This window comes from Rhizobium sp. BR 249 (assembly GCF_047445895.1).
In the GTDB taxonomy this organism is placed as follows: domain Bacteria; phylum Pseudomonadota; class Alphaproteobacteria; order Rhizobiales; family Rhizobiaceae; genus Rhizobium.
The window spans coordinates 186,152-210,406 of record NZ_JARWKX010000005.1; the positions used below are offsets into that span (position 1 = coordinate 186,152).

Here is a 24,255-nt window from a genome sequence, read left to right on the forward strand (position 1 = left end):
TGTGAGCGGATGGGAAGCCTGCCGTGGTCAGTCTTCCACCACCTCAATCTCGGGACGGCCGGCAAGGATGAGCCGCAGGCGGCCGCGGTCGGCGCGCTCGAGCATGATCGGGCCTGCCTTTTCCTCCAGTCGTCGGCGCAGCAAGATCAGCCGAGTCTCCAGATTGTCCTTGAAATCCGGCAGTTGCAGGCGCCGGTCGCGGCGGACCTCGCGGTTGAGAAAATCCTGCTTGCCGCTACGCACATAGTCCTCGAGGAAATGCAGGAGCAGCCGCCCCGGCACGCCGCGGATGAGATAGTCATCATCGACGAAGAGCGAGCCGTCGCGCGGATAGAAGCGCACGGCGATGCGCCGGCCGGCGGGCACGCTGTCGGCCTGGCCAGCGTATGCATCAACCTTTTCGCGCCCGTTTGTCTCCGCCCGCTCGCGTTCCTCCGAAAGGAAGGAGAGCGCGGTCGCCAGATGCGCTGCGATGGCGATCAGCGCCTCCTCGTCGCGATGGCGGAAGGTGAACCGCTCTGTCGATTCCGAAAACAGCACGCCGACGAGCCTTCCCCGCGCGACGAGCGGCAGCGCAATCTGGCTGAGCGGCTTGTCGAGCATCGGAAGGGGGATCGGCGCCGCATCCTCGACGCCCGCCATGGCCCGCACCGCCTGGATGTAGCGCTGGCCGCGACTCAAGTCGGTGATTCGCATATTGCGCCGCCGCTCGGCCGCAAGCCCGATAATGCCGCATCCAGCCGGAACCTCGGCGCCGAAGCCGAACTGGTCGTAGCCGCGGCTGGCGATCGTCGTCAGCCCGCCGCGTTCGCCGTCCGGCACCAGCACCATGGAATGGTTATAGCCGAAGAGCTTGCCGAGACCCTCAAGCGTCACGTCAAGCAACGTTTCCGGATCGCTGCAGTCCGACATCCGTGTCGTCAGCCTTGCCACCTTGCCCATCAGGTCGGGCAGAAAGAGTGGCTCCGGCTCTACCAGCGGATTGGCGGCCGGCACGGCCCGGCAGTCCTCCACCCGGTAGATGTCGACGGCGCGCAACCTCATAATCCCGCTCAACCGGCTTTCCAGGATTGCCAGATGGACCGCCACACGCTCGAATATCTCGCCCTCCGTCTCGGAACGCAGGAATACCAGGTCGAGCACGTGTTGCTGGCCGCTATAGCCGTCGACCACCATCACGGTCGCAAGCCCGTTGCGCGCCACATTGGCAGCGGTCTTGGAGAAGAACTGGTCGGATAGCGCGACATGCGTCTCGTCGACGTAATGCACGTGCGAGAGATAGGAAATATTGGGCATTCCGTCTGCATCGGCGGTGGCGATGATGGAGGGAATGACTCCCTCGAAACTGTCGCGCAGCCCTTCGAGCGGGATCATGCGGCAGTTTCCGGCGTCAGCCTGCGCCCCGCGCCCGGCCCCGGCGTCTGCTCGAAGATCGCCTGCGGCTCGATCGTCAGGCAGACGAGCTCCCGGTCCGACAGTGTGCTGGAGAGCTGCATGCGGGTGACACCAAGCGCCATCATCCGCGCGAGCTGTTCTGCGACATAGGCCTTGCCCCGTGCCCGGTGGGCCTCATCCGCCAGCCCCGCCGCGAGGATCCGGCCCTTGATCTGGCAGGCTTTGTAATCGGCGGCCCGCACATAGGTCATGGCAATCGGCCGGCCCACCAGCGCCTCGCCCACGGCATCAGGCCATTGGCTGCGGGAGGCCAGAAAGTGCAAATGCCCGCTCTGCCGGTCGACGCACACGCCCGAGCCGCGGCCGATCATCGGCCGGCCGGCCTCGTCGCGCGTCGCGAACAGGATCATGACGGGACTCTCTATAAATTCCGCAAGTTCCGGCCCCAGCAATGCTTGTCCCCCCGATGTCAGGCGATGATAGTTAGTTAGGATATTCTTAGCAATCGTTCCAAGTGCTTAGGATGGTTTTAGGAAGCGCTTCGCAGAGGCCTCGGTTATCTCACTGCTATCAGCCCGGCGCACATGGAGAGGCGCCGGCCAACGAGAGGAAAACCATCATGAGCCATGAATTCTCGCTTACCAGCATCCCCGATCTCAACGGCCGTTACGACATCTATGGCGCAATACACAAGGGCCTGCGCAAGGCCGGCTGCGACTTGCTCGGACGCCTCGGCACGGCCGATTTCCAGAATGTCGAGGAGACGGTCTTCCTGATCGGCGACCTGCGCCATTATCTGATGCTTGCCGCCTCCCACGTCAGTCACGAGGATGACCACATCCATGTGGCGCTCGCCGCCAAATGCGTCTCGACCGTCACGCTGGACGAGCAGCACGACGACCACCGCACCGCCTTCCGCGAGCTGGAAGAATTGATCGTGGCCTGGGAAAAGGCCTGGCCGCTGCACAAGTCCGCCTGCGGCCGCAAGCTCTATCTCGCCTTTGCTGCCTACATCGCCGACGATTTCGCACATATGCACGAGGAGGAGGCGGTGACCGGCCCTCTTCTGTGGCGCTACTTCAACGACGAGGAAATACTCGGCATCGAGATGAACATCATCGGCTCCCTGCCGCCGGAAAAGAGCATGGCTTTCATGCGCATCATGATTCCGGCGATCAATCCGGCGGAGCGTGCGGCACTCTTGGGCGGCATGAAGAAGAATGCGCCGCCGGAAATCTTCCAAGCCGTCATTGACTTCGCCGTCCGTCCCGGACTTTCGGCCGGCGACTTCGCCAAGCTTGCCGACGCGCTGAAGCTGGCCGCCTGAAAAGGTTGCTGCGTGCGGAGGATCGAGGCTCCGCCCGCGGCATCGCCGAGCATTTCCGGAGAAGAACCATGTGCAAACCGAACGGCAAGACCGGCATTTCGGCCGGGTGTCCGCGCCGCGGCGATTGTCGCGGCTGCCTCATGCTGCTTTCCGCCATGGCGGGGGAGGGAAGCGCCTCACGTCATGACGCGCTCGTTAAGGAAATACGCCCGCAGCCCGCGCCGGTCTTCGTGGAGACGTGCCTCAAATCGGGGAATCCTATCCGACCGAAAAATTAGCCCGCACGAGGTCAAGTCCGGCCAAGTTCATACAAATCTAGAGCCCACCCTGCTCTCTCAGGAAACTGACGATCGAGCTGACGCCGTCGCCGCGCTTCATGTCGGAAAAGACGAAGGGGCGGCTTGCGCGCATGCGGGTTGCGTCCCGGTCCATCACCTCGAGATCGGCGCCGACATGGGGCGCCAGGTCTTTCTTATTGATGACGAGCAGGTCGGAGCGGGTGATGCCGGGCCCGCCCTTGCGCGGGATTTCCTCGCCCTGGCAGACCGAGATGACATAGATGGTGATGTCGGCAAGGTCGGGCGAAAAGGTCGCCGCCAGATTGTCTCCGCCGGATTCGATGAAGACGACGTCGAGATCGGGGATACGCTCGTTGAGGCCGGCGATCGCCTGAAGATTGATCGTCGCGTCCTCGCGGATGGCGGTATGCGGGCAGCCGCCCGTCTCGACGCCGACGATACGGTCGGAAGGCAATGCCTGCATGCGCACCAGCGCCTCGGCATCCTCGGTCGTGTAGATGTCGTTGGTGACGACGGCGACGGAATAATCGTCGCGCATCGCCTTGCAGAGCTTTTCGGTCAGCGCCGTCTTGCCCGAGCCGACCGGCCCGCCGATGCCGACACGCAAGGGTCCGTTTCTTGATTTCATGTGTGGTTACTCCAATCGAACCGATGATAGCGGCGCTGACAGCGCGCGCCACCGTCAAATGACGCAGCCGCGCGGATAATTTGGTTCTTTAAGACCGAAAAAGCCGCGTCGCCTGGGTCTCGTGGCGCAGGCTGGCGATATCGGCCTGGACCGTCGCCGAACCGAGATCGTCGAGCGTCGAGCCTGCCGCCTGCCGGGCGACCTCCGCAATTTGCTCTTCAAGGCCGGCAAGCACGGCAACACCGTCCTTCTGACCGGCGACGCCGAGGCGGATGCCCGACGAAACCGCCTGCGAAGCATAGGCGTGCAGAAAGACCGCGAGCACCTTCTCGGGCCTTATGCCATGCGCACCTGCAACCGCTCCGACAGCGATGGGATAGGCGGTCTTGCCGGGCAGCCTCTCGAAAACCTCGTCCGGCCAGGCCCGCGCCGCCGCCAGGAAGGCCTCACCGAGCAGCATCGTTTCCTGATGGCGCTCGCGCGATCCGGCAAGCGCCTCGGCGAGTGCGATGACCTCTGCTAGGCGCGCGGGATCCGCCTGGCGCCTGTGGCTCTCAGCCAGAAGCACGGCATCGTTCCAGACGGAGCCATGGCCGATCAGCGTGCCGATCCACCCCGCAAGCGAGGCCGCATCGGTGACGAGCTCATCGGCCACCGCCCGCTCCAGCCCGCCCGAATAGGCAAAACTGCCGATCGGAAAGGCTGGCGAGAGCCATGCCGTCAGGCGCAGCAATGCCTGCAACTCAGAATCCCCGGTCATCGAGCCTCAGTCGTGCTTGTGGCCGTGATGCCCGTGATCATGATCATGATCGCGCCCGTGATCATGGTTGCATCCCGGCCCATGCACATGGTCATGGCCGTGATCATGTTTGTGGTCATGGCCATGTGCGTGATCATCGTTATGATTGTGCCCGTGGTCATGAGCCGCATGCCCGTGATCATGTGAATGCCCGCCATGGGAATGATAGGCTCCGCGTGCCGGCTGGAAGGGCTCCTCGATATCGAGGACAGTGGCGCCCAATCCCTGCAGCATGCTGCGGATGACGTGATCGCGCAGGATGACGATGCGGTCTTCCTCGATCTGTGCCGCGAGATGGCGGTTGCCGAGATGCCAGGCAAGCTCGACCAGATGCGTGCGGTCACGGCCGCGAATTTCGAAAAGCTTCTCGTCGGCCGCAAGGATCTCAATCAGTTCGCCGTCTTCGCGCACCAGCAGGTCGCCATTGGCGAAAAGCACCGGATCCTTGAGGTCGAGCATGACCATCTCGCCATTTTCCAGATGCAAGAGCTTGCGGCGCAGATGCCGCAGATCATGCGGCAGCTTGACCTGGGCGGTCGGATGGGAGGAAGGGGTGCCGGCGGGAAGATAAGAGGTGACGCGCTGCATGATATGTCCGTTTTGATGAGACGACGACCATGCAAAATAGCCTTTCCCGATGCAAGCACCAATGGTTTTCCGTTTGGGAGGTCGGCTTTTATATTCCGTAGGCCTGCATCACGTTGTCGCTGCCCAGCCCCCTGCCCTCGGCATCTTGACCGTTTTCGGCAAGTCCGTGCCAGGCATGATGCAAGCCTTCCCGCTCGTGCACGACGCGATTGCGCCCGAGCGCCTTGGCGAGATAGAGCGCCCGGTCTGCCGAAGCATAGACCTGCTGTTTGTTACGTCCGGGGATGAGATCGGCCACTCCGCCTGATATGGTGATGGCGATCTGGTGCCCCTCCGCCACGATCGGCCTGCCGGCGATATCAGCCTGCACGGCCTCGATCCGCTCCAGCCGCGCCTCCAGCGGTTCGCCGGAGATGATGACGCCGAATTCCTCGCCGCCAAGCCGCGCGACGACGCACAATTCGTCGAAGGCCGAGGTCAGCACGGATGAGACCGCCGTGATGACGGCATCGCCACAGGCATGGCCGAAGCGATCGTTGATCGTCTTGAAGCGGTCGACGTCGAAAATGACGAGCGAGGCGTTGCCCTCGGTATTATCGAGCGCCTCGGTGAAGGCGCGCCGGTTGAGGAGACCGGAGAGCGTATCGGTGCGGCTGAGCTTTTCGAACTCCGCCCGCGACAGCGTCAGCTCACGCATCGTAAAACCGGCCGCCAGCGACAGCACGCCGGAAACCGTGCCGCCGACCAACCAGGAAAAAATGGCGCCGAAGCCGATCGCATGCGAAAGCGTCACCGGCAGCAGCCCGAGAAGGCCGAGCGGCGGTATCGTCAGCCCGATGACGGCGCCGGAGAGAATGACGGCAAGAAAGCTCATCTTCAACGCAAAGACATAGACGTTCCTGCGATATTGAAAATTGCCGAAATCGGCCTGCAGTGACATCCAGTTTTTCATGAGAATCAACCTTCCTGCCCGGCGCTTCGAGGCATTGATAGAAGCCCAATTGCTGCGGGTGTCTTAATCGACTCGTTAAAATTCGAGCGGTTTTGGACGATTCGGCTGGAAGATTTTTTCTAGCAGGGGCTGCAAACGTCCAATCCCTGAATCGAACAGGGCATGGGAGTATCTAGGTAATTGATATTGATTATCTTTTTCAACCTCGCCCGTGAGGCTGTTTCAGAATGGATTACCTGGGGAAAACACGGGGTTTCCCACTGATTTTTACAACCGAATGGAGAGTACCGTTCACAATTTCGTTTATGCGCAGACCGGCCGGCGGCTGCATCAATTGTAGACACCAACAGATAATCGCAATGATTGTGGAAGCGGATTCCACAGACCCGTCCGGAGCCCCGCCGAGCGGAGCGCGGCGGCAGTCCAGGTGTTGCAGCCGAAGAGGGCGTTGAAGTATCCCTTGGCTTCGAAAAACCGGTCGATCTCCCCGTAACCCGCATTCGGAATCGGCGCGATCTCGCCCTCATTGCGGATGAAGCTGTCCAGGATGAAGTTGCGCAGCCGCGCCAGCTGATCGTCATCAATATCGAATGCCGCAATGCCGGGCTGCGGCTCGGTGATATGACCGGCAAGATCCACATGCAGCACCGAACGATCGATCGTCAGCGCCCGCAGCACCGGCAGCGGCTTCAGCTCCGCCCAGTTCGGTGTTTCCAGATAGAAGGCGCGGCCGCCCCAGCCGATGACGAGCCATTCCGCATTCGGATGGCCGAGCGGAAAACCGCTGCCATGGAGGAAGGAAAAGGCCGCGCGCGTTTCTTCGTCGAGCGGAATGGCAATATCGGTATGGATCGATCCCGACAGCAGCAGAATCCGGTGCGTCGTCTCCTCGGACGACGCCTTCACGGGGGCGATCAGCGGCCGGGGAATGAAGGTCCCGCCCGCGGCCAGAACCACGAGCAGAACCACGATCCGCAACAGCCAGCGCATGACCACGCGCACGGAACGAGCGCCTAGAACAGGAAGTAGCGCTGCGCCATCGGCAGCACCGTCGCCGGTTCGCAGGTCAGCAATTCGCCGTTCGCCCTCACTTCGTAGGTCTCCGGATCGACTTCGATCTCCGGCGTCAGGTCATTGTGGATCATCGACGCCTTGGAGATGCCGCCGCGCGTATTTTTCACAGCGACGAGTTCCTTCGCGACCCCGAGCCGGCCCTTCAGCCCGGCATCGAGCGAGGCCTGGCTGACGAAGGTGACGGAGGAATTAGTGAGGCTCTTGCCATAGGAGGCAAACATCGGCCGGTAGTGCACCGGCTGCGGCGTCGGGATCGAGGCGTTCGGATCGCCCATCGGGGCCGCCGCGATCGAGCCGCCGAGCAGCACCATGTCGGGCTTCACGCCGAAGAAGGCCGGGTTCCAGAGCACGAGGTCGGCGCGCTTGCCGATCTCGACCGAACCGATCTCATGGCTGAGGCCATGGGCGATCGCCGGATTGATCGTGTATTTGGCGATATAGCGGCGAACACGGAAATTGTCGTTATCGCCCTTTTCCTCTTTCAGCCGGCCGCGCTGGCGTTTCATCTTGTCGGCCGTCTGCCAGGTGCGGATCGCCACCTCGCCGACGCGACCCATGGCCTGGCTGTCCGACGAGATGATCGAGAACGCGCCGATATCGTGGAGAATGTCTTCCGCCGCGATCGTCTCCTTGCGGATACGGCTTTCGGCAAAGGCGATATCCTCGGGGATCGACGGCGACAAGTGATGGCAGACCATCAGCATGTCGAGATGCTCGGCGATGGTATTGACCGTATAGGGCCGCGTCGGATTGGTCGACGACGGAATGACGTTCGGCTGGCCGCAGATCTTGATGATATCGGGCGCATGGCCGCCGCCTGCCCCTTCCGTGTGGAAGGCATGGATGGTGCGGCCCTTGATGGCGCCGATCGTATCCTCGACGAATCCGCTTTCGTTCAGCGTATCGGTGTGGATCATCACCTGCACGTCGTATTCGTCGGCGACCGACAGGCAGCAATCGATGGCGCCAGGCGTCGTGCCCCAATCCTCGTGCAGTTTCAGCGAGGTGGCGCCGGCCAGCACCATTTCGGTGAGCGCACCCGGCAGCGAGGCGTTGCCCTTGCCGGCAAAGGCAAGGTTCATCGGGAAGGCGTCCGCTGCCTCGATCATGCGGGCGAGATGCCAGGGGCCTGGCGTGCAGGTGGTGGCGAGCGTGCCATGCGCCGGCCCCGTGCCGCCGCCGAGCATGCAGGTCATGCCGGACATCAGCGCTTCTTCGATCTGCTGCGGCGCGATGAAGTGGATATGGCTGTCCATGCCGCCTGCGGTCACGATCTTGCCTTCGGCGGCGATCGCCTCCGTGCCCGGGCCGACGATAATGTTGACGCCGGGCTGCATATCCGGATTGCCCGCCTTGCCGATCGCAACGATGCGGCCGTTCTTCAGCCCGATATCGGCCTTGTAGATGCCCGAATGATCGACGATTACCGCATTGGTGATGACGGTATCGACCGCGCCGTCCGCGCGTGTCACCTGGCTCTGGCCCATGCCGTCACGGATCACCTTGCCGCCGCCGAACTTCACCTCCTCGCCATAGGTGGTGAAATCCTTCTCGATCTCGATGAAAAGCTCCGTATCGGCAAGGCGCACCTTGTCGCCGGTGGTCGGTCCGAACATGCCGGCATAAGCGGCGCGGGAGATCTTGTAGGGCATCCATCAGGCTCCATGGGAGGAAGAGAAAAGCATTTTTTCGCCAAGCCGCGAGAGACGGCCGGCGGCAACATAGGTGTCGACAAGCTGCCGTTCGGCCGCAAACGGGTGCCATTCCCAGCCGGCGTGACCGAAGCCGGCCAGCATCACCTCGGCCTCAGCATATTTGTCCAGCACCTCGGCGATGACGATCATGCCGCTGCTCGGCACCACATAGGACGCCGGCGCAAAGGCCGAAAGCGAGGCGTCGACGGCCTCGTGGACCGTCTTGCCGATGACGACATGCGTCTTGCCGGCATCAGCGCAGAAAGCGCCGAACGCGTCCGTATAGTCGTCGCAGAAATCGTCGAGCTCCGGATGCGAGACGGCAAGCGGCGCCCGCATCGCGGCAAATTTTTTCGGGTCGCGCACGCTCCAGATTTCGCGCGCCGCGACGATGCCGGGATGGGCGCGCCACGCGGGCGAACCGAGCATCGCCTTGGCAGGCCGGCCGGTATTGCAGACCGCAACGGCATCCGTGCGGCTGCCGCCGGCGCCGTAGGAGCGGCAATCGTTGAAGCGGATGACGAAATCGGCGGCATCGATGATGCCTGCCTGCCCTTCCCCGACCTCGCCATTGCCGACGATTACGATCTTTTTGATCACCTTAGTTGCCCATCGTGTCTGCGAGCTCTTTCAGCTCTTTCGTGCGTTTATCCGTCTCTTCGGCCAGGCATCCGGCAACCAGCATCGGCTCCATCGTGCCGCCGCGGGCCTGGAAGCCGAAGGCGTCGCATTGGGCGTCGCGATAATCGATCCAGGCGCGCTGCGCCTTGACCAGCGCCTTTTCCGCGCCCTTCATGTCGCCGTCGAGATCCTTGTCGATCGCCACCATGGCCGCGCGCGTCTTCTTGTATTGCTCGTTCAGCGCCTTGTCGGCAGTCTCATGGCGCGCGACCTCGCAGGACGTCATGTCCGACTGCGTCTTCGGATTCTGGCAATCGATATCCTGGGCGGAGGCCGCACTTGAAGCCAGCAGCATCGCCGCCCCGAAGAGGCAGATCTTCAAACGCATGCGTTCCTCCCGTTAAAGCTTGCCCATCACCAGCTGACGGAAGCCATAGACCTCACGCTTGCCGGAAAGCGGGATCAGCGTCACCGAGCGCGTCTGCCCCGGCTCGAAGCGCACCGCCGTTCCCGCCGGAATATCGAGCCGCTTGCCCTGCGCCGCCGCACGGTCGAAGGAAAGCCCGGCATTGGTTTCGGCGAAGTGATAGTGGCTGCCGACCTGCACCGGCCGGTCGCCGGTATTGGAAACCTCCAGCGTCACCGTCGGCGCGCCGGCATTGAGTTCGATGTCGCCGCTTGCGGCAATGATTTCGCCCGGAATCATCTCATTCTCCTTAAGCCGCCTTGGGCGCGCAGCCCTCGGCCTTCAGCACACGTTTTGTCGATGCCGGATGTTTGGCAAGCATGGCGGCCGGCCGGATGGGCCTGGCGACGAGATTGCCGCCGCAATTCGGGCAGAGACCTTTCAGCACGCCGTCCACGCAATCGGCGCAGAAGGTGCATTCATAGGTGCAGATCCGCGCGTCCGCACTCTCCGGCGGCAAATCCCTATCGCAGCACTCACAATTGGGCCTGAGTTCCAGCATTTTCTCTCCTTACCGGATCGGTTCGTGCACGGTGACGAGCTTGGTGCCGTCGGGGAAGGTCGCCTCCACCTGCACGTCATGGATCATCTCGGCAACGCCTTCCATCACCTGGTCGCGGCCGATCACATGGGCGCCGGCCTCCATCAGCTCGGCGACCGGACGGCCGTCGCGGGCGCCTTCGACGACGAAATCGCTGATCAGCGCGATCGCCTCGGGATAGTTCAGCTTGACGCCACGCTCCAGCCGCCGCCGCGCCACCATCGCCGCCATCGATATCAGCAGCTTGTCTTTTTCTCTCGGAGTGAGGTTCATTACGTACCCATCTGCTTCGTGCTTAAATTCATAGATTCCAGACTTTCGGCACAGGCGCACCATTGCGCAAGGTGGAAATGACCGGGATCAGGATTTTTCTGAGCGAGAAGCCATCGGCTGCCGCAAGGCGCACGACGAGCTTGTCGTTCCAGGCGCTGGCGCCACCCATCGGCCCTTCGACGAACGGCCGCACTTTGCCGAGATAGGCCTCTGCAAGCGGCCCGGCATAGAGCAGCGTCGCAAAGGCGACCTGCCCGCCGAGCACGGCCTGGCGCGCAGCCAGCGCCGAAATACCTTCCGAAAGCTTCAGTTCCTCGGCATGGATCAGCCGGCCCGAACGGCGGATGCGCCAGCGGTCGCGGAAAAGCCCCGTCTCCACCGCCTCGCCCATCGCCTTGCGGCCGAGCAGCACCGCCTCGACGGCCAGGAATTCGGCGCTCTCGTCGAGATCGACATCGAGCCGGCGGAAAAGTGAGGCGCGGTCGAAGAGGATCGTTTCCTGCGGCAGCCAGTCGACGCGCGCTCCCGCCCCAACTTCGATGCGGGTCGTCACCTCGGCGGTGCCAGCCGATGCCTTGTAGATCTTCTCGCAGGCCTGGGTGGTCACGTCGATCTTCGTGCCGGCGCCGGCAACGACGCTCCAATCCATCCGGTCGCCACCGGTCAGCCCGCCCGCGGTATTGATGATGACGGCTTCCATCGAGGCATCGAACGTATCGGGCAGACGGATCTTCGCCGCGCCCTCCTGATAGAGTTCACGGAGGCGCGTGCGGCCGTCGAGCAGCCTTGCCGCCAGATGCCCGCGCCCCTCCGCTCTTTGCGGTCTCGTGCTGGCCGCCGCAATCGTCATATCGTCCCTTTCGGTCGCGCCACCGCTTTTCATTTCATCGCGCGAATCACGGAAAGCAAGCAATTCCCATGCCGCCTGGAAGGTGCAGGAGATGGGCGAACCGCCGCAGCCTCTGCCGCAAAATACGGCATCTGCCCGTCATACGGTCAGATGACGGCGGGCTTCCGGCGTATCCAGCGTCTCCGCCAGCCCTTCATGCACGATCTCGCCGCGATCCATGATGTAGACATAGTCGGCAAGCTCCCGGCAGAAATCCAGATATTGTTCGACGAGCAGGATCGCCATGCCGGTGGAATCGCGGAGATAACGGATCGCCCGGCCGATATCCTTGATGATCGACGGCTGGATGCCCTCGGTCGGCTCGTCGAGCACGAGGATCTTCGGCCGCGTCACCATGGCGCGCCCGATCGCCAGCTGTTGCTGCTGCCCGCCGGAAAGATCGCCGCCCCGACGCGACAGCATCGACTTCAGCACTGGAAAGAGACTGAAGATATCGTCGGGAATATTGCGGTCGCGGCGGGCAAGCGGCGCGAAGCCGGTTTCGAGATTTTCCTTGACGGTCAGCAGCGGAAAGATTTCACGCCCCTGCGGCACGTAGCCGATGCCCTGCTTGGCGCGGGCAAAGGGCGGCAGGCCGTTCAGCTTCGTATCGTTGAAGGTGACGGTGCCGGCCGACAGCGGATGCTGGCCGGTGACGGCGCGCAGAAGCGAACTCTTGCCGACGCCGTTGCGGCCCAGCACGCAGGTGATCTTGCCCATCTCCGCCTTGATGGAGATACCGCGCAGCGCCTGCGCAGCGCCATAATGCAGATTTGCGTTTTCGACTGTCAGCATGATGCCGTCTCCTGGCGCGTTGCGGCTGCAAAAACCCCTCCCCGACCCCTCCCCACAAGGGGGAGGGGCTGACCCGGAGCTGCCGCCTTGCCTCCCATCCAACCGCGGGAAAACCGATAATTATGGCGGTGAGCGAGCCGCTCGGTTAAGCCCCTCCCCCTTGTGGGGAGGGGTTGGGGAGGGGTCGAACCCGCAGAGATAACAAAGAGTTCAATCATCCCCTCACCGCCCCAGATAGTTCTCGATCACCTTCGGATCGGAGCTGACGAAATCGATCGAGCCTTCCGCCAGCACAGAGCCTTCCGCCAGGCACGTCACCTTGACGCCGAGGTCGCGGATGAAGCCCATGTCATGCTCGACGACCACGACAGACCGGGTCTTGGCGATATCCTTCAGCAGGATCGCCGTTTCCGCCGTCTCGGCATCCGTCATGCCGGCCACCGGCTCGTCGACGAGCAGGAGTTTCGGTTCCTGCGCGAGCAGCATGCCGATCTCCAGCCACTGCTTCTGCCCGTGCGAGAGATTGGCCGCCAGTTCGTCGCGCCGGTGCGTCAGCCTCACGGTTTCCAGGATTTCCTCGATGCGCGCCCTGTCCTCCCCCGAAAGCCGGTAGAACAGTGTCGAGAACACCGAGCGGCGGCGGTTCAGCGCCAGCTCCAGATTGTCCCAGACCGTATGGCTTTCGAAGACCGTCGGCTTCTGGAATTTGCGGCCGATGCCGAGCTGGGCGATGTCGGCCTCGTCCTTCTTGGTGAGGTCAACGGTGCCGTTGAAGAACACCTCGCCCTCGTCGGGCCTGGTCTTGCCGGTGATGATATCCATCATCGTCGTCTTGCCGGCACCGTTCGGGCCGATGATGGCGCGAAGCTCGCCGGGCTCGATGACGATCGAGAGCGAATTCAGCGCCTTGAAGCCGTCGAAGGAAACGGAGACCCCGCTGAGATAGAGCACGCTGGTCGGTTTGACGTCGGGGATCATGGGCTCACTCCGCTGCCTGGATTTTCGGCTCGATGCTATCTTCCTGCGCAGGTGACGGCGCGGGCTCGGAGACGGCCTTCCGTCGGCCGAGATAGTGCGAAATCGTGCCGACGACGCCCTTCGGCAGGAGCAGCGTCACGGCGACGAAGAGGCCGCCGAGCGCAAACAGCCAGAACTCCGGAAAGAGGCCGGTAAAGATCGTCTTGCCGCCGTTGACGAGGATCGCGCCGATGATCGGCCCAATCAGCGTGCCGCGCCCGCCGACCGCCGTCCAGATGACGACTTCGATCGAGTTGGCGGGCGCGAATTCGCCGGGATTGATGATGCCGACCTGCGGCACGTAGAGCGCGCCTGCAATGCCCGCCATCATCGCCGAGACGACGAAGGTGAAGAGCTTGAAATGCTCGACGCGGTAGCCGAGGAAGCGCGTGCGGCTTTCCGCATCGCGCACGCCGACGAGCACCTTGCCGAATTTCGAACGTACGATTGCCGAGGCGATCGTCAGCGACAGCGCCAGGAAGATCGCGGTCGCGGCAAAGAGGCTGGCGCGCGTACCATCGGCCTGGATGTTGAAGCCGAGGATGTCCTTGAAATCGGTCATGCCGTTATTGCCGCCGAACCCCATGTCGTTGCGGAAGAAGGCAAGCAGCAGCGCATAGGTCATCGCCTGGGTGATGATCGAGAGATAGACGCCGTTGACGCGCGAGCGGAAGGCGAACCAGCCGAAGACGAAGGCGAGCAGGCCGGGCACGGCGAGCACCATCAGCGCCGCGAACCAGAACTGGTCGAAGCCGTACCAGAACCAGGGCAGTTCCTTCCAGTTCAGGAACACCATGAAGTCGGGCAGGATGGGATCGCCGTAGACGCCGCGCGAGCCGATCTGGCGCATCAGATACATGCCCATCGCATAGCCGCCGAGCGCGAAGAAGGCGCCGTGGCCGAGCGAAAGGATGCCGCAGAAGCCCCAGACGAGATCGAGCGCCAGCGCCAGCAGCGCATAGGTCAGGTACTTGCCGAACAGCGCCATGATATAGGTCGGCACGTGCAGCGGGTGCGTCGGGCCGGTGGCAAGGTTCAGCACCGGCACGAGAATGGCGACCGCCAGCAGCAGGGCGACGGCGATGGAGATCCTGCGATCGAGAGACCGGAGAAGGAAGGCCGTTATCATGCTTCCACCGCCCTTCCTTTGAGTGCGAAGAGTCCGCGCGGACGCTTCTGGATGAAGAGAATGATGAGGACGAGCACCAGGATCTTGCCGAGCACGGCGCCGGCAAAGGGCTCGAGGAACTTGTTGACGACGCCGAGCGACAGCGCGCCGACCAGCGTGCCCCAGAGATTGCCGACACCGCCGAAGACGACGACCATGAAGCTGTCGATGATGTAATTCTGCCCGAGGTTCGGCGAGACGTTGTCGATCTGCGAGAGCGCCACGCCGGCCATGCCGGCGATGCCGGAGCCGAGCGCGAAGGTGAAGGCATCGACCCAGCCGGTGCGGATGCCCATAGACGAGGCCATGCGTCGGTTCTGCGTCACCGCCCGCATCTGCAGGCCGAAGGCGGAGCGCTTGAGCAGCATCAGGAGCGTCACGAATACCACCATCGAGAAGACGATGATCCAGAGCCGGTTCCAGGTAATGACGAGCCCGCCGAAATCGAAGGCGCCGGACATCCAGCTCGGATTGCGGACCTCGCGGTTGGTCGGGCCGAAATAGCTGCGGATCGCCTGTTGCAGGATCAGCGACACGCCCCAAGTGGCGAGCAGCGTTTCCAGCGGACGGCCGTAGAGATAACGGATGACGACGCGCTCGATGACGAGGCCGACGAAACCGGTAAAGACGAAGGCGGCCGGCACCGCGAAAACAAGCGAATAATCGGCAAGCGACGGAAAGGCCGAGGTGATATATTCCTGCACGACATAGGTCGTATAGGCGCCGATCATCACCATCTCGCCATGCGCCATGTTGATCACGCCCATGACGCCGAAGGTGATGGCAAGGCCGATCGCGGCGAGCAGCAGCACCGAGCCGAGCGACAGGCCGTACCAGACGTTCTGGACGACGTCCCAGAGCGCCAGGTCGCGGTTGATCGAATTGATTTCCGTCTGGATCGCGGGCTTCAGATCGTCAGGGGCATTCGCCATCGCCGTCGTCAGGATCGTCAGCGCATCGCGGCCGCCGCGGGCGGCGATCATGTCGATGGCGGCCCTCTTCTCCTCGATGCCGGCATCGCTCTTCAGCACCATCACGGCCCGCGCTGCTTCCATCGTGTTTTTGATCTCGCCGTCCTTCTCGGCTGAAAGAGCCGAATTCAGGAGTTCGAGATTGGCGGGATCGGCATCCCTCAGCATGCCCTCGGCCGCCGCGAGCCGCGCGGAGCGATCCGGGCTCAGAAGCGTCAGTTGGCTCATCACCGTCGTGATCGTGGTGCGCAGGGAATTGTTGATCTTGACCTTAGACATCATGTCGGGGTCGACATCGGCAGCCGCCTCGCCGGTGATCGGATCGGAATAGGTGGGCTCGTCCTCCGTGCCGCCCTGAACGAGAACGGGACCGCCCTCTGAATTGACGTAGAGCTGGCCGTCGCTCAAGCGCTGCAGGATCTGGCTGACATGCGAATCCCCGGAAGCAGCAAGCGCCCGGATGGCCGCATCGCGCTCGGGAAAGCCGCCGACGCCGAGCGCATCGACGAGAGCGTGCACGTCGCCCTCGGCGCGCAGGCCGGTCACCGAAAACGTCAGGCCCGAAAGCATCAGGCAAAATGTCAGAAGAAAAATCTTGATGGCGCGAAACATCGGCTCTCTCGCCTCGAGTGTCGTCGGCCTTGCGGCGCAGCGGTAAGGACGGAGCTTCCGCCCGGATCAGCTCCGGACGGAAGTCTTCAGGCTGTCAAACGGATCGGGTCCTCAGGAACCCTTGCCGCCGCACTTGCCGGTGGCAACGTTGAAGTTGCCGCAGGAGAGAGGCTTGCGCCAATCGGAGATCAGGTCCTTGGAGTCGGGCAGGTAGTCGGACCATTCGTCACCGACGACGGCGGGCGTCTGCTGGACGATTTCGAACTGGCCGTCGGCCTGGATTTCACCGATCAGCACCGGCTTGGTGATGTGGTGGTTCGGCATGACGGTGGCATAGCCGCCAGAGAGGTTCGGAACGGTGACGCCGATGATGTTGTCGAGAACGGCATCGGTATCCGTGGTGCCGGCGGCCTGCACGGCCTTCACCCAGGCGTTGAAGCCGATATAGGCAGCTTCCATCGGGTCGTTCGTCACGCGCTTGTCGTTCTTGGTGAACGCATGCCATTCCTTGATGAACTTCTTGTTGGCCGGGCTTTCGACAGACTCGAAGTAGTTCCAGGCGGCGAGATGGCCGACCAGCGGCTTGGTATCGAGACCGGCAAGCTCTTCTTCGCCGACCGAGAAGGCAACGACGGGAATGTCGGTCGCCTTGATGCCCTGGTTGCCGAGTTCCTTGTAGAAGGGAACGTTGGCGTCACCGTTGATGGTGGAGACGACGGCGGTCTTCTTGCCGGCCGAGCCGAATTCCTTGATCTTGGCGACCTCGGTCTGCCAGTCGGAGAAGCCGAACGGCGTGTAGTTGACGAGAATGTCTTCCTTCGGAATGCCCTTGGATTCGAGATAGGCCGCGAGGATCTTGTTGGTCGTGCGGGGATAGACGTAGTCGGTGCCTTCGAGCACGAAGCGCTTCACGCCCTCGGTCTTCATCAGGTAGTCGACGGCCGGGATCGCCTGCTGGTTCGGAGCAGCACCCGTATAGAAGATGTTGCGCGAGGATTCTTCGCCTTCATACTGCACGGGGTAGAAGAGCAGCGAGTTCAGCTCTTCGAAAACCGGCAGGACGGATTTGCGCGAGGACGAGGTCCAGCAGCCGAAGACGGCGGCGACCTTGTCCTTTTCGATCAGCTCGCGGGCCTTTTCGGCGAAGAGCGGCCAATCGGAGGCCGGATCGACGACGACGGCTTCGAGCTTCTTGCCCAGAAGGCCGCCCTTCTTGTTCTGCTCGTCGATGAGCATCAGCATGGCGTCTTTCAGCGTGGTTTCGGAAATCGCCATCGTGCCCGAGAGCGAATGCAGCACGCCGACCTTGATCGTGTCTTCGGCGGCCACCGCGCCGTGGAAGACGGCCGAAGCCGCCATGACGGCGCCAAGTGCGGCGCCGGTAAAGCTGGATTTGAGATTCATATGGTTGATCCCCTCTTTGTTCCGCAACAGGCCGGAAACGGAAATTAACTGTTGCCGAGGGGACTATCGGGTGCTGCAGCGCAAAAACACATACGCAAAATGACGTAGGCGCGGGGGTCGAATGGGCAGGCAGAGAAGAAGGGCACCCCCGCAGCAGAGGATGCCCTTCCGGTTCGAGGCGGAAATTATTCGTCGATCGTCAGAGTGACCGAGGTCGGGCCGTAGGAGAGCGTCGCCTTGCGGCCGGAGACGGTGAGCTTGCCGAACGTGCCGGTCACGGCCGTTGCCTTCACGATCTCGATCTTCGTTCCGGGTGCCGGGGCAAAATCATCGGCAAGCGTCACGTCGAGATCGCCGGCGAGCGTCGCCTTGCCTGCAACGAACAGCGTGCCTGCGCCGTCAGCATTGAGCGTCGGCTTCGCCGTGGCGCCGGCGAGCTGCTGATAGTCGCCGCCCACGGTCAGCGGCTTGTCGGCCGCCACGATGAGCGAACCGCCATTGACCGTCAGCCCGCCGGCCCCGAAGGCCGAAGGCGAGCCGGCCACCAGCACGCCCTCTTCCAGCACGGTGCCGCCGGCATAGCTGTTGGCGCCCGAAAGCCCGAGAATGCCGCTGCCGCGCTTCACCAGTTTGCCCTTGCCGCCGATGTCGTTGCGCCAGGTATCGATGGCATTGAAGCCGCCCTTTGCCGCATCCATCGTCACGGTCACATCCTGTTCGAAGGCGCCGTAGCCGTCGGCGGCGGCAAACAGGTTGAGGCGGCCATAACCTTCCGCGTCGTCGAGGAGCGGATAGCCCGAGGCGATCTCCGTCGTGCCGAGCACCGCACGGCGCTGTTCGCCGTCGAGATAAGGCAGACGGGTTTCGAGAAGCGCTTCGGCGCCCTGCGGCACGCGGGCCGGCTGGTCGGTCGCATGTATCGTCGGCAGGCCGTAGGTCAGGCGCTGCAACACGTAAGCGCGGTTGGCCTCATGATCGGCGAAACGGTCTGCGGCAAGCGGCGCTGCATGGGCGGCGACTTCGAGCGCACCCGCATCCGCAACACCCGACTTGGCGATCAGCCATGACTGCGCCTGGGCGTAAGCATCGCTCTTCAGGGCAGCATTGTCGGCCTTGTTGAGATTATAGACGACCGTGGCGGTGCCGAGCATGCGGCCGCCCATCACGTCGAGAGGAGAATGCATGCCGGCAAGGATGCGGTCTTCGCCCAGTTCGCTGGCGCGCGTGAGCATTTCCTGGAAACGCTGCGGCACGAGATAGGCCATGGCGAGCGCATCACGCCAGGCTTCCGCCGTATGTCCGCTCGGGAAACCGCCGTCTTCGACCGGCTTGCCGCTCTTGGCGGGCTCCAGCGTCGGAACGACCGAGACGTCCTGGCTCCAGCGGTAGGGGCGGCCATATTTGAAATAGCGCTTGGCGGGCTCGGTCGAGCCGTCACCGCTCGCCGCATTGATGAAGTCGATGGCAAGGCCCATGTCCGGGTTGGCATCGGTCTTGTTTTCCGTGTCCGGCTTGCTGCCGGCACCGCGATTGTTGCCCTTGTCGTCATATTTGACGGTGGTCGCATCGGCCGCCACTTCGGTGATCGTGGTCGTCTGCTTGGAGCCGGCCTTCCAGGCGTCCGTCAGCGGGCCGAGGCCATCTACGATGCTGGCATTCTTGCCGCGGCGATCGTCGAGATAGGCGGCGACCGCCTGCTCGGCCGTCCGCGCCTGCGTCGCCTTGACGACATAGGCGATGTTCGCATCGTGAACTGGCTTGTTGACGATCTGGCCGTCAGTCTTGCTGAAGGGAATGCCGTCCCAATCCGTCTTGGCAACGGCGGGGCAATTATCCTTGGCCGGGGCTTCTACGCCGGCATCGACGAAAGGCGTGCGCGGGGTCCAGACTTCGAGGAAGCCGGAGAGAAGATGAACGGCGGCGTTGGTGTCCACCGTCGAGAAGCAGGCGTCGCCGCGCTTGTTGGTATTTCCGGTTTCGGCGTAAGGCGCTTTCGCGGCCTGCTCGGCGGCGGCGAACGACGGCACGATCGAAAGGAGGCAGACGAGAGCTGTGCTGAGGCGGCAAAGTTTTGAAACAGACATGTGTGCACCCGAAATGGTTGAACGAACGGCGGGAGGGTTAGAGCGCTCATGTGACAGAGCCGTATCAAAAATATTACTGTTCTGCGAATCCGCCAGTGCCCCACCTCTTGCCTTTCCCGCTTATCCCGCCAAAACTGCCGTGCAGAAGATGAGCCCAACGAGAGTGCCGGAAAGAGGGCATGACAGCGCGCCAACGCATCATTCCGGTGAGACGCGAATATAATCGCTGGGTCGCCAACCAGACGCTTGAAGACTATGCGCTGCGCTTCACCGCGAAGAGCGCCCGGCATTTCTCCTCCGAGCGCATCTCGCAGACGGCGATCGGCGCGATCTCCTTCCTGGCGCTCGAAGCGATCGGCGCCGCGATCACCCTTTCCTACGGCACCACCAACGCCTTCTACGCGATCATCGTCGCCTCGATCGCCATGCTGGCGATCGGCCTGCCGATCAGCCGATACGCCATCCGTCACGGCGTCGACATCGATCTCCTGACGCGCGGCGCCGGCTTCGGCTATATCGGTTCGACCATCACCTCGCTGATCTATGCGAGCTTCACCTTCATGCTGTTTGCGATCGAGGCATCGATCATGTCCGGCGCATTGGAGCTCACCCTCGGCATTCCGCTCTGGATCGGCTACATCATCAGCGCCGTCATGGTGATCCCGCTGGTGACGCATGGCGTGCGGCTGATCAGCAAGTTCCAGCTGATGACCCAGCCCTTCTGGATCGTACTGAACATCCTGCCCTTCATCTTCATCGCCTTCATGGACTGGGAAAAGTTCGATCTCTGGCGCGCCTTCGCCGGCATCCATCACGCTTCGGGTCCGCCCGGCACCGTCGCGGGCTTCGATCTGCTCGAATTCGGCGCCGCCTCCGCCGTCATCCTGGCGCTGATGTCGCAGATCGGCGAACAGGCCGATTTCCTGCGCTTCCTGCCGCCGGTCCCGCAGCGCAAATGGCGCCATCGCCTGGCCGTTTTCCTCGCCGGGCCGGGCTGGGTCATCATCGGCGCACCGAAGCTGCTGGCCGGCTCGTTTCTCGTCGTGCTGACCTTCACCTCGGGCGTGCCTCTCGACCGCGCCGCCGACCCGGCGCAGATGTATCTGACCGCCTTCGGCTACATGGTTCCCTGGCACAATGCGGCGCTGCTGCTGATGGCCGCCTTCGTCGTCGTCTCGCAGCTCAAGATCAACGTGATGAACGCCTATGCTGGCTCGCTCGCATGGTCGAACTTCTTCTCGCGGCTGACCCACAGCCATCCCGGCCGCGTCATCTGGCTGGTCTTCAACGTCGCAATCGCCCTGCTCCTGATGGAACTCGGCATCTACCGGCTGCTGGAGGAGACGCTCGGCATCTTCTCGATCGTCGCCATGGCCTGGCTCTGCACCATCTCGGCCGATCTCTTCATCAACAAGCCGCTCGGGCTCGCCCCTCCCGGCATCGAATTCAAGCGCGCCCATCTCTACGACATCAACCCGGTCGGCCTCGGCGCCATGACGCTGTCGGCGACGGTGTCGCTGATCGCCCATTTCGGCGCCCTCGGCGAGACGGCCGCCTCGCTCGCTCCTTATATCACTCTCGTCATCGCGCTCATCGCCACGCCGGCGCTCGCCTGGGCGACGAAAGGGAAATTCTACCTCGCCCGCAAGCCGCGCCAGAGCTGGAAGAACCTGACTGCTATCACCTGCTCCGTCTGCGAGCATCCCTTCGAGCCGGAGGATATGGCGTGGTGTCCGGCCTATGCCGCGCCGATCTGCTCGCTTTGTTGCTCGCTCGACAGCCGCTGCCATGACATGTGCAAGCCGGCGGCCCGCTTCAACGCCCAGGTCGGCACCGTCGCCAGGACGCTGCTGCCGGAAAGCGTGGTCGGCAAGCTGACGACGCGCCTGGGCCGCTACGGCATCGCCGTCGCCCTGGCGCTGACCGCCATCGGCGCAATCCTGGCGATGATCGCCCATCAAGTCGCCTCCGCCTCTCCCGAGACGGCGGAGGTGGTCAATCGCACCATCCTCATCGTCTTCTTCGTCTTCTCGGTGATTTCAGGTGTGGTCTGCTGGTTCTATGTGCTCGCCCATGACAGCCGCGTCGTCGCCGAGGAAGAATCCTCGCGCCAGAACACGCTGCTGCTCAAGGAAATCGCCGCCCATAAGAAGACCGACACTGCCCTGCAGAACGCCAAGGAGACGGCCGAGGCCGCCAACCGCGCCAAGAGCCGCTATGTCGTCGGCCTCAGCCATGAACTGCGTACACCTTTGAATGCCGTGCTCGGCTACGCCCAGATCCTCGAACGCGACGAGACAATCCCGGCGCCGCGCCAATCCTCGATCAAGGTCATCCGCCGCAGCGCCGAACATCTCTCCGGCCTGATCGACGGTCTGCTCGACATTTCCAAGATCGAGGCCGGCCGCCTGCAGGTCTATTCCAACGAGATCAACATCCAGGACTTCCTCGACCAGATCGTCGAGCTTTTCCGCCCGCAGGCACAGGCCAAGGGGATTGCCTTCATCCATCAGCGCTCACCGGCCTTGCCGCAATTCGTCCGCACCGACGAGAAGCGCCTGCGTCAGATCCTCGTCAACCTGCTCTCCAACGCCATCAAATTCACCGACGGGGGCAGCGTCACCTTCGATGTCGGCTATCGCAGCCAGGTGGCGACCTTCACCGTCGCCGACACCGGCCGCGGCATCGCCGAGAAGGACCTGACGCGCATCTACGAGCCTTTCCAGCGCGGCGAGGCAGACAGCGTGCGGCCGATGCCGGGCCTCGGTCTCGGCCTCACCATCACCCGGCTTCTGACCAATACGCTCGGCGGTGAGATTGCGGTTTCGAGCACCAAGGACGAAGGCTCGACCTTCCGTGTGCGGCTGATGCTGTCCGCCGTCATGCGCGCCGCCGCCCCGCCGCAGGAAAAGCGCATCGTCGGTTACGACGGCCCACGCCGCACGATCGTCGTCGTCGACGACAACGAGGATCACCGCGAGATGATGCGGGAAATCCTGGCGCCGCTCGATTTCATCGTGCTGACGGCGGCAGGCGGCGCCGAATGCCTGACGCTGATCGACGGCATCATGCCCGATCTTTTCCTCGTCGATATCCTGATGCCCGGCATGAGCGGCTGGCAACTCGTCTCGCGCCTGCGGGAAGCCGGCCAGGCGGCGCCGGTGCTGATGCTTTCCGCCAATATCGGCGATGCGACGGTTTTGAGTGACAGCGACGACAGCCATAATGACGCGATCGGCAAACCCGTCGACATCCGCCGGCTGCGCGACAAGCTCGCCTTGCATCTCGGCCTGAACTGGGTCTATGCCGATGACGCCCCCGCCCCTCCAGCAAAAACCGAGGCGCCGATGCTGAGCCCGGGTGCCGCCCATGTGCAGGAATTGCTGCGGCTCGGCGAGATCGGTTACATCAGGGGCATCGACGCCAAGCTTTCGGACCTTGCCAAGGTGGAGGCAAATCGGCCATTCACCGAGGCTCTTCGACCCTATGTCGCCGCCTTCGATCTGGCCGGCTTCATGACCTTCCTGCACGACTTCGACGAAAAGGTGGAATCCATTGGCTGAGCCGGCCCTCCCTCGCGACATCGTTCTGCTCGTCGACGACTCGCCGGAGGCGCTGGGTTTCCTGACCGATGCGCTCGAACAGTCCGGCTTCTCCGTGCTGATCGCCACGTCGGGCACGGCAGCACTTGGCATCGTCGAGCGGATCACGCCCGATCTCATTCTGCTCGACGCCGTCATGCCCGCCATGGACGGCTTCGAGACCTGCCGCAGGCTGAAGGCGAATGCCGCCGTCGCCCAAGTGCCGGTCATCTTCATGACCGGCCTGACGGAGACCGAGCATGTCGTGCATGCGTTGGAATCCGGCGGTGTCGATTACCTCAGCAAGCCGATCAACATCGACGAACTGCGCGCGCGCATCCGCGTTCACCTGCGCAATGCCCGCTCGACCCAGAGCGCCCGCGTCGCGCTCGACGCCGCCGGCCGCCACCTGCTTGCGGTCAAGGGCGACGGCGCTATCCACTGGTCGACGCCGCAGGCGACACGGCTGGTCAACGCCGCCATGGGCAGCGACGACGGCATGGAGATCGTCGTCCGCCATATCGCCGGCTGGATGCGCGACCGTATGGCAGCGGCGCGCGACGGCATCATCTCGATCACCCATGCCGGCCAGGCGGCGCTCCAACTCGCCTTCCTCGGCGCGATCGGCCCGGACGAATATCTCTTCCGCCTTACCGCCGCCAGCCAGCGCAGCGACGACGAGGTGCTGCGCCAGCGCTTCTCGCTCACCCAACGGGAATCCGAAGTGCTGCTCTGGATCGCCAAGGGCAAAGCCAACCGCGATATCGGCGAAATACTGGGACTGTCGGCGCGCACCGTGAACAAGCACCTCGAGCAGATCTACGTGAAGCTCGGCGTCGAAAACCGGGCGTCAGCCGCGGTGAAGGCGACGCATGTTCTGCATGAGATGTGAGGGATAGCGGAAGATCTTCCGTGGTTCGCGTCACCTCCGCCGCACGGCCGACATCAGGCAGCGGAATCCACTTGGCCATCCGTGTAAGCCGGCGCCGTCTCACCGCGCGGTGGTGAAGTGCCGCCAAAAAAGAAGCCCGGTCGAAACCGGGCTTCAATGATCATATTCCTGGAAAGGAAGTAAGG

The 24,255-nt window shown here is 63.1% G+C and carries 23 protein-coding genes; 3 read left to right on the plus strand and 20 right to left on the minus strand.

The features are described 5' to 3' along the window. Positions 1-27: 27 nt before the first annotated feature. Positions 28-1,374, minus strand: a complete 1,347-nt coding sequence (locus QD408_RS07270) for a GAF domain-containing protein (RefSeq protein WP_088684780.1) — start codon at positions 1,372-1,374, stop codon at positions 28-30. Further along, on the minus strand, positions 1,371-1,805 hold the full coding sequence (locus QD408_RS07275) for a hypothetical protein (RefSeq protein ID WP_245313624.1): 435 nt from the start codon (positions 1,803-1,805) through the stop codon (positions 1,371-1,373). Before QD408_RS07275 ends, QD408_RS07270 begins: the two co-directional genes overlap by 4 nt. A 209-nt stretch (positions 1,806-2,014) precedes the next feature. On the opposite strand from QD408_RS07275, the gene QD408_RS07280 reads away from it, so the two are divergent. Next, on the plus strand, positions 2,015-2,722 hold the full coding sequence (locus QD408_RS07280) for a hypothetical protein (protein WP_088684782.1): 708 nt from the start codon (positions 2,015-2,017) through the stop codon (positions 2,720-2,722). 315 nt (positions 2,723-3,037) lie between these two features. Here the strand turns inward: QD408_RS07280 and ureG are convergent, their stop codons facing one another. The 18 genes from ureG to QD408_RS07370 all read right to left on the minus strand — a co-directional run bounded on the left by ureG (position 3,038) and on the right by QD408_RS07370 (position 19,597). Beyond that, positions 3,038-3,649 carry an urease accessory protein UreG gene (gene ureG / locus QD408_RS07285; protein WP_008534592.1) on the minus strand — a complete coding sequence of 204 codons (612 nt, stop codon included), beginning with the start codon at positions 3,647-3,649 and terminating at the stop codon, positions 3,038-3,040. 88 nt (positions 3,650-3,737) lie between these two features. After that, positions 3,738-4,409, minus strand: a complete 672-nt coding sequence (locus tag QD408_RS07290; RefSeq protein WP_088684783.1) for an urease accessory protein UreF — start codon at positions 4,407-4,409, stop codon at positions 3,738-3,740. Positions 4,410-4,415: 6 nt separating this feature from the next. Beyond that, positions 4,416-5,036 carry an urease accessory protein UreE gene (gene ureE / locus QD408_RS07295; RefSeq protein WP_088684784.1) on the minus strand — a complete coding sequence of 207 codons (621 nt, stop codon included), beginning with the start codon at positions 5,034-5,036 and terminating at the stop codon, positions 4,416-4,418. An 88-nt stretch (positions 5,037-5,124) separates the two neighbouring features. Beyond that, entirely contained in the window at positions 5,125-5,988 is an 864-nt protein-coding gene (locus tag QD408_RS07300; protein ID WP_414138825.1) for a GGDEF domain-containing protein, read from the minus strand. A 330-nt stretch (positions 5,989-6,318) separates the two neighbouring features. Further along, positions 6,319-6,990, minus strand: coding sequence for a TIGR02117 family protein (locus QD408_RS07305; protein ID WP_414138826.1), 672 nt, complete (start codon positions 6,988-6,990; stop codon positions 6,319-6,321). A gap of 11 nt (positions 6,991-7,001) precedes the next feature. Further along, positions 7,002-8,714 (minus strand): urease subunit alpha, encoded by a 1,713-nt coding sequence (ureC, locus tag QD408_RS07310; protein ID WP_414138827.1) that lies wholly within the window; start codon positions 8,712-8,714, stop codon positions 7,002-7,004. A 3-nt stretch (positions 8,715-8,717) separates the two neighbouring features. Next, positions 8,718-9,356, minus strand: coding sequence for a Urease operon accessory protein (locus QD408_RS07315; RefSeq protein ID WP_414138828.1), 639 nt, complete (start codon positions 9,354-9,356; stop codon positions 8,718-8,720). Position 9,357: 1 nt separating this feature from the next. Next, positions 9,358-9,765 (minus strand): lysozyme inhibitor LprI family protein, encoded by a 408-nt coding sequence (locus QD408_RS07320; RefSeq protein WP_414138829.1) that lies wholly within the window; start codon positions 9,763-9,765, stop codon positions 9,358-9,360. A gap of 12 nt (positions 9,766-9,777) precedes the next feature. Continuing rightward, positions 9,778-10,083 carry an urease subunit beta gene (locus QD408_RS07325; protein ID WP_088684790.1) on the minus strand — a complete coding sequence of 102 codons (306 nt, stop codon included), beginning with the start codon at positions 10,081-10,083 and terminating at the stop codon, positions 9,778-9,780. Positions 10,084-10,093: 10 nt separating this feature from the next. Further along, the gene (locus QD408_RS07330) at positions 10,094-10,345 is read right to left on the minus strand and encodes a DUF1272 domain-containing protein (protein ID WP_088684791.1); all 252 of its coding nucleotides are present in this window, start codon (positions 10,343-10,345) and stop codon (positions 10,094-10,096) included. A 9-nt stretch (positions 10,346-10,354) separates the two neighbouring features. Continuing rightward, positions 10,355-10,657: an urease subunit gamma gene (locus QD408_RS07335; RefSeq protein WP_064695492.1), complete on the minus strand. Its 303-nt coding sequence runs from the start codon at positions 10,655-10,657 to the stop codon at positions 10,355-10,357. 28 nt (positions 10,658-10,685) lie between these two features. Further along, on the minus strand, positions 10,686-11,507 hold the full coding sequence (locus QD408_RS07340) for an urease accessory protein UreD (RefSeq protein ID WP_414138830.1): 822 nt from the start codon (positions 11,505-11,507) through the stop codon (positions 10,686-10,688). Positions 11,508-11,645: 138 nt separating this feature from the next. Then, entirely contained in the window at positions 11,646-12,341 is a 696-nt protein-coding gene (urtE, locus tag QD408_RS07345) for an urea ABC transporter ATP-binding subunit UrtE (protein ID WP_414138831.1), read from the minus strand. 222 nt (positions 12,342-12,563) lie between these two features. Further along, complete coding sequence (urtD, locus tag QD408_RS07350; protein WP_088684793.1) at positions 12,564-13,319, minus strand: urea ABC transporter ATP-binding protein UrtD; 756 nt, start codon at positions 13,317-13,319, stop codon at positions 12,564-12,566. A 4-nt stretch (positions 13,320-13,323) separates the two neighbouring features. Continuing rightward, a complete protein-coding gene (gene urtC, locus QD408_RS07355; protein ID WP_414138832.1) occupies positions 13,324-14,487 on the minus strand; it encodes an urea ABC transporter permease subunit UrtC in 1,164 nt (387 codons plus the stop codon). After that, positions 14,484-16,109, minus strand: a complete 1,626-nt coding sequence (gene urtB / locus QD408_RS07360; protein ID WP_414138833.1) for an urea ABC transporter permease subunit UrtB — start codon at positions 16,107-16,109, stop codon at positions 14,484-14,486. Before urtB ends, urtC begins: the two co-directional genes overlap by 4 nt. 111 nt (positions 16,110-16,220) lie before the next feature. Continuing rightward, on the minus strand, positions 16,221-17,513 hold the full coding sequence (gene urtA / locus QD408_RS07365; protein ID WP_414138834.1) for an urea ABC transporter substrate-binding protein: 1,293 nt from the start codon (positions 17,511-17,513) through the stop codon (positions 16,221-16,223). A gap of 185 nt (positions 17,514-17,698) precedes the next feature. Then, positions 17,699-19,597, minus strand: coding sequence for a phosphatase PAP2 family protein (locus QD408_RS07370; RefSeq protein ID WP_414138835.1), 1,899 nt, complete (start codon positions 19,595-19,597; stop codon positions 17,699-17,701). Between the two features lie 179 nt (positions 19,598-19,776). Here QD408_RS07370 and QD408_RS07375 point away from each other — a divergent pair, with 179 nt between their 5' ends. Together QD408_RS07375 and QD408_RS07380 are read left to right on the plus strand one after the other, a co-directional pair. Continuing rightward, positions 19,777-23,160: an ATP-binding protein gene (locus tag QD408_RS07375; protein ID WP_414138836.1), complete on the plus strand. Its 3,384-nt coding sequence runs from the start codon at positions 19,777-19,779 to the stop codon at positions 23,158-23,160. Continuing rightward, positions 23,153-24,070, plus strand: a complete 918-nt coding sequence (locus tag QD408_RS07380) for a response regulator transcription factor (protein WP_088684799.1) — start codon at positions 23,153-23,155, stop codon at positions 24,068-24,070. The genes QD408_RS07375 and QD408_RS07380 overlap by 8 nt, the downstream gene beginning before the upstream one ends. Positions 24,071-24,255 lie beyond the last annotated feature (185 nt).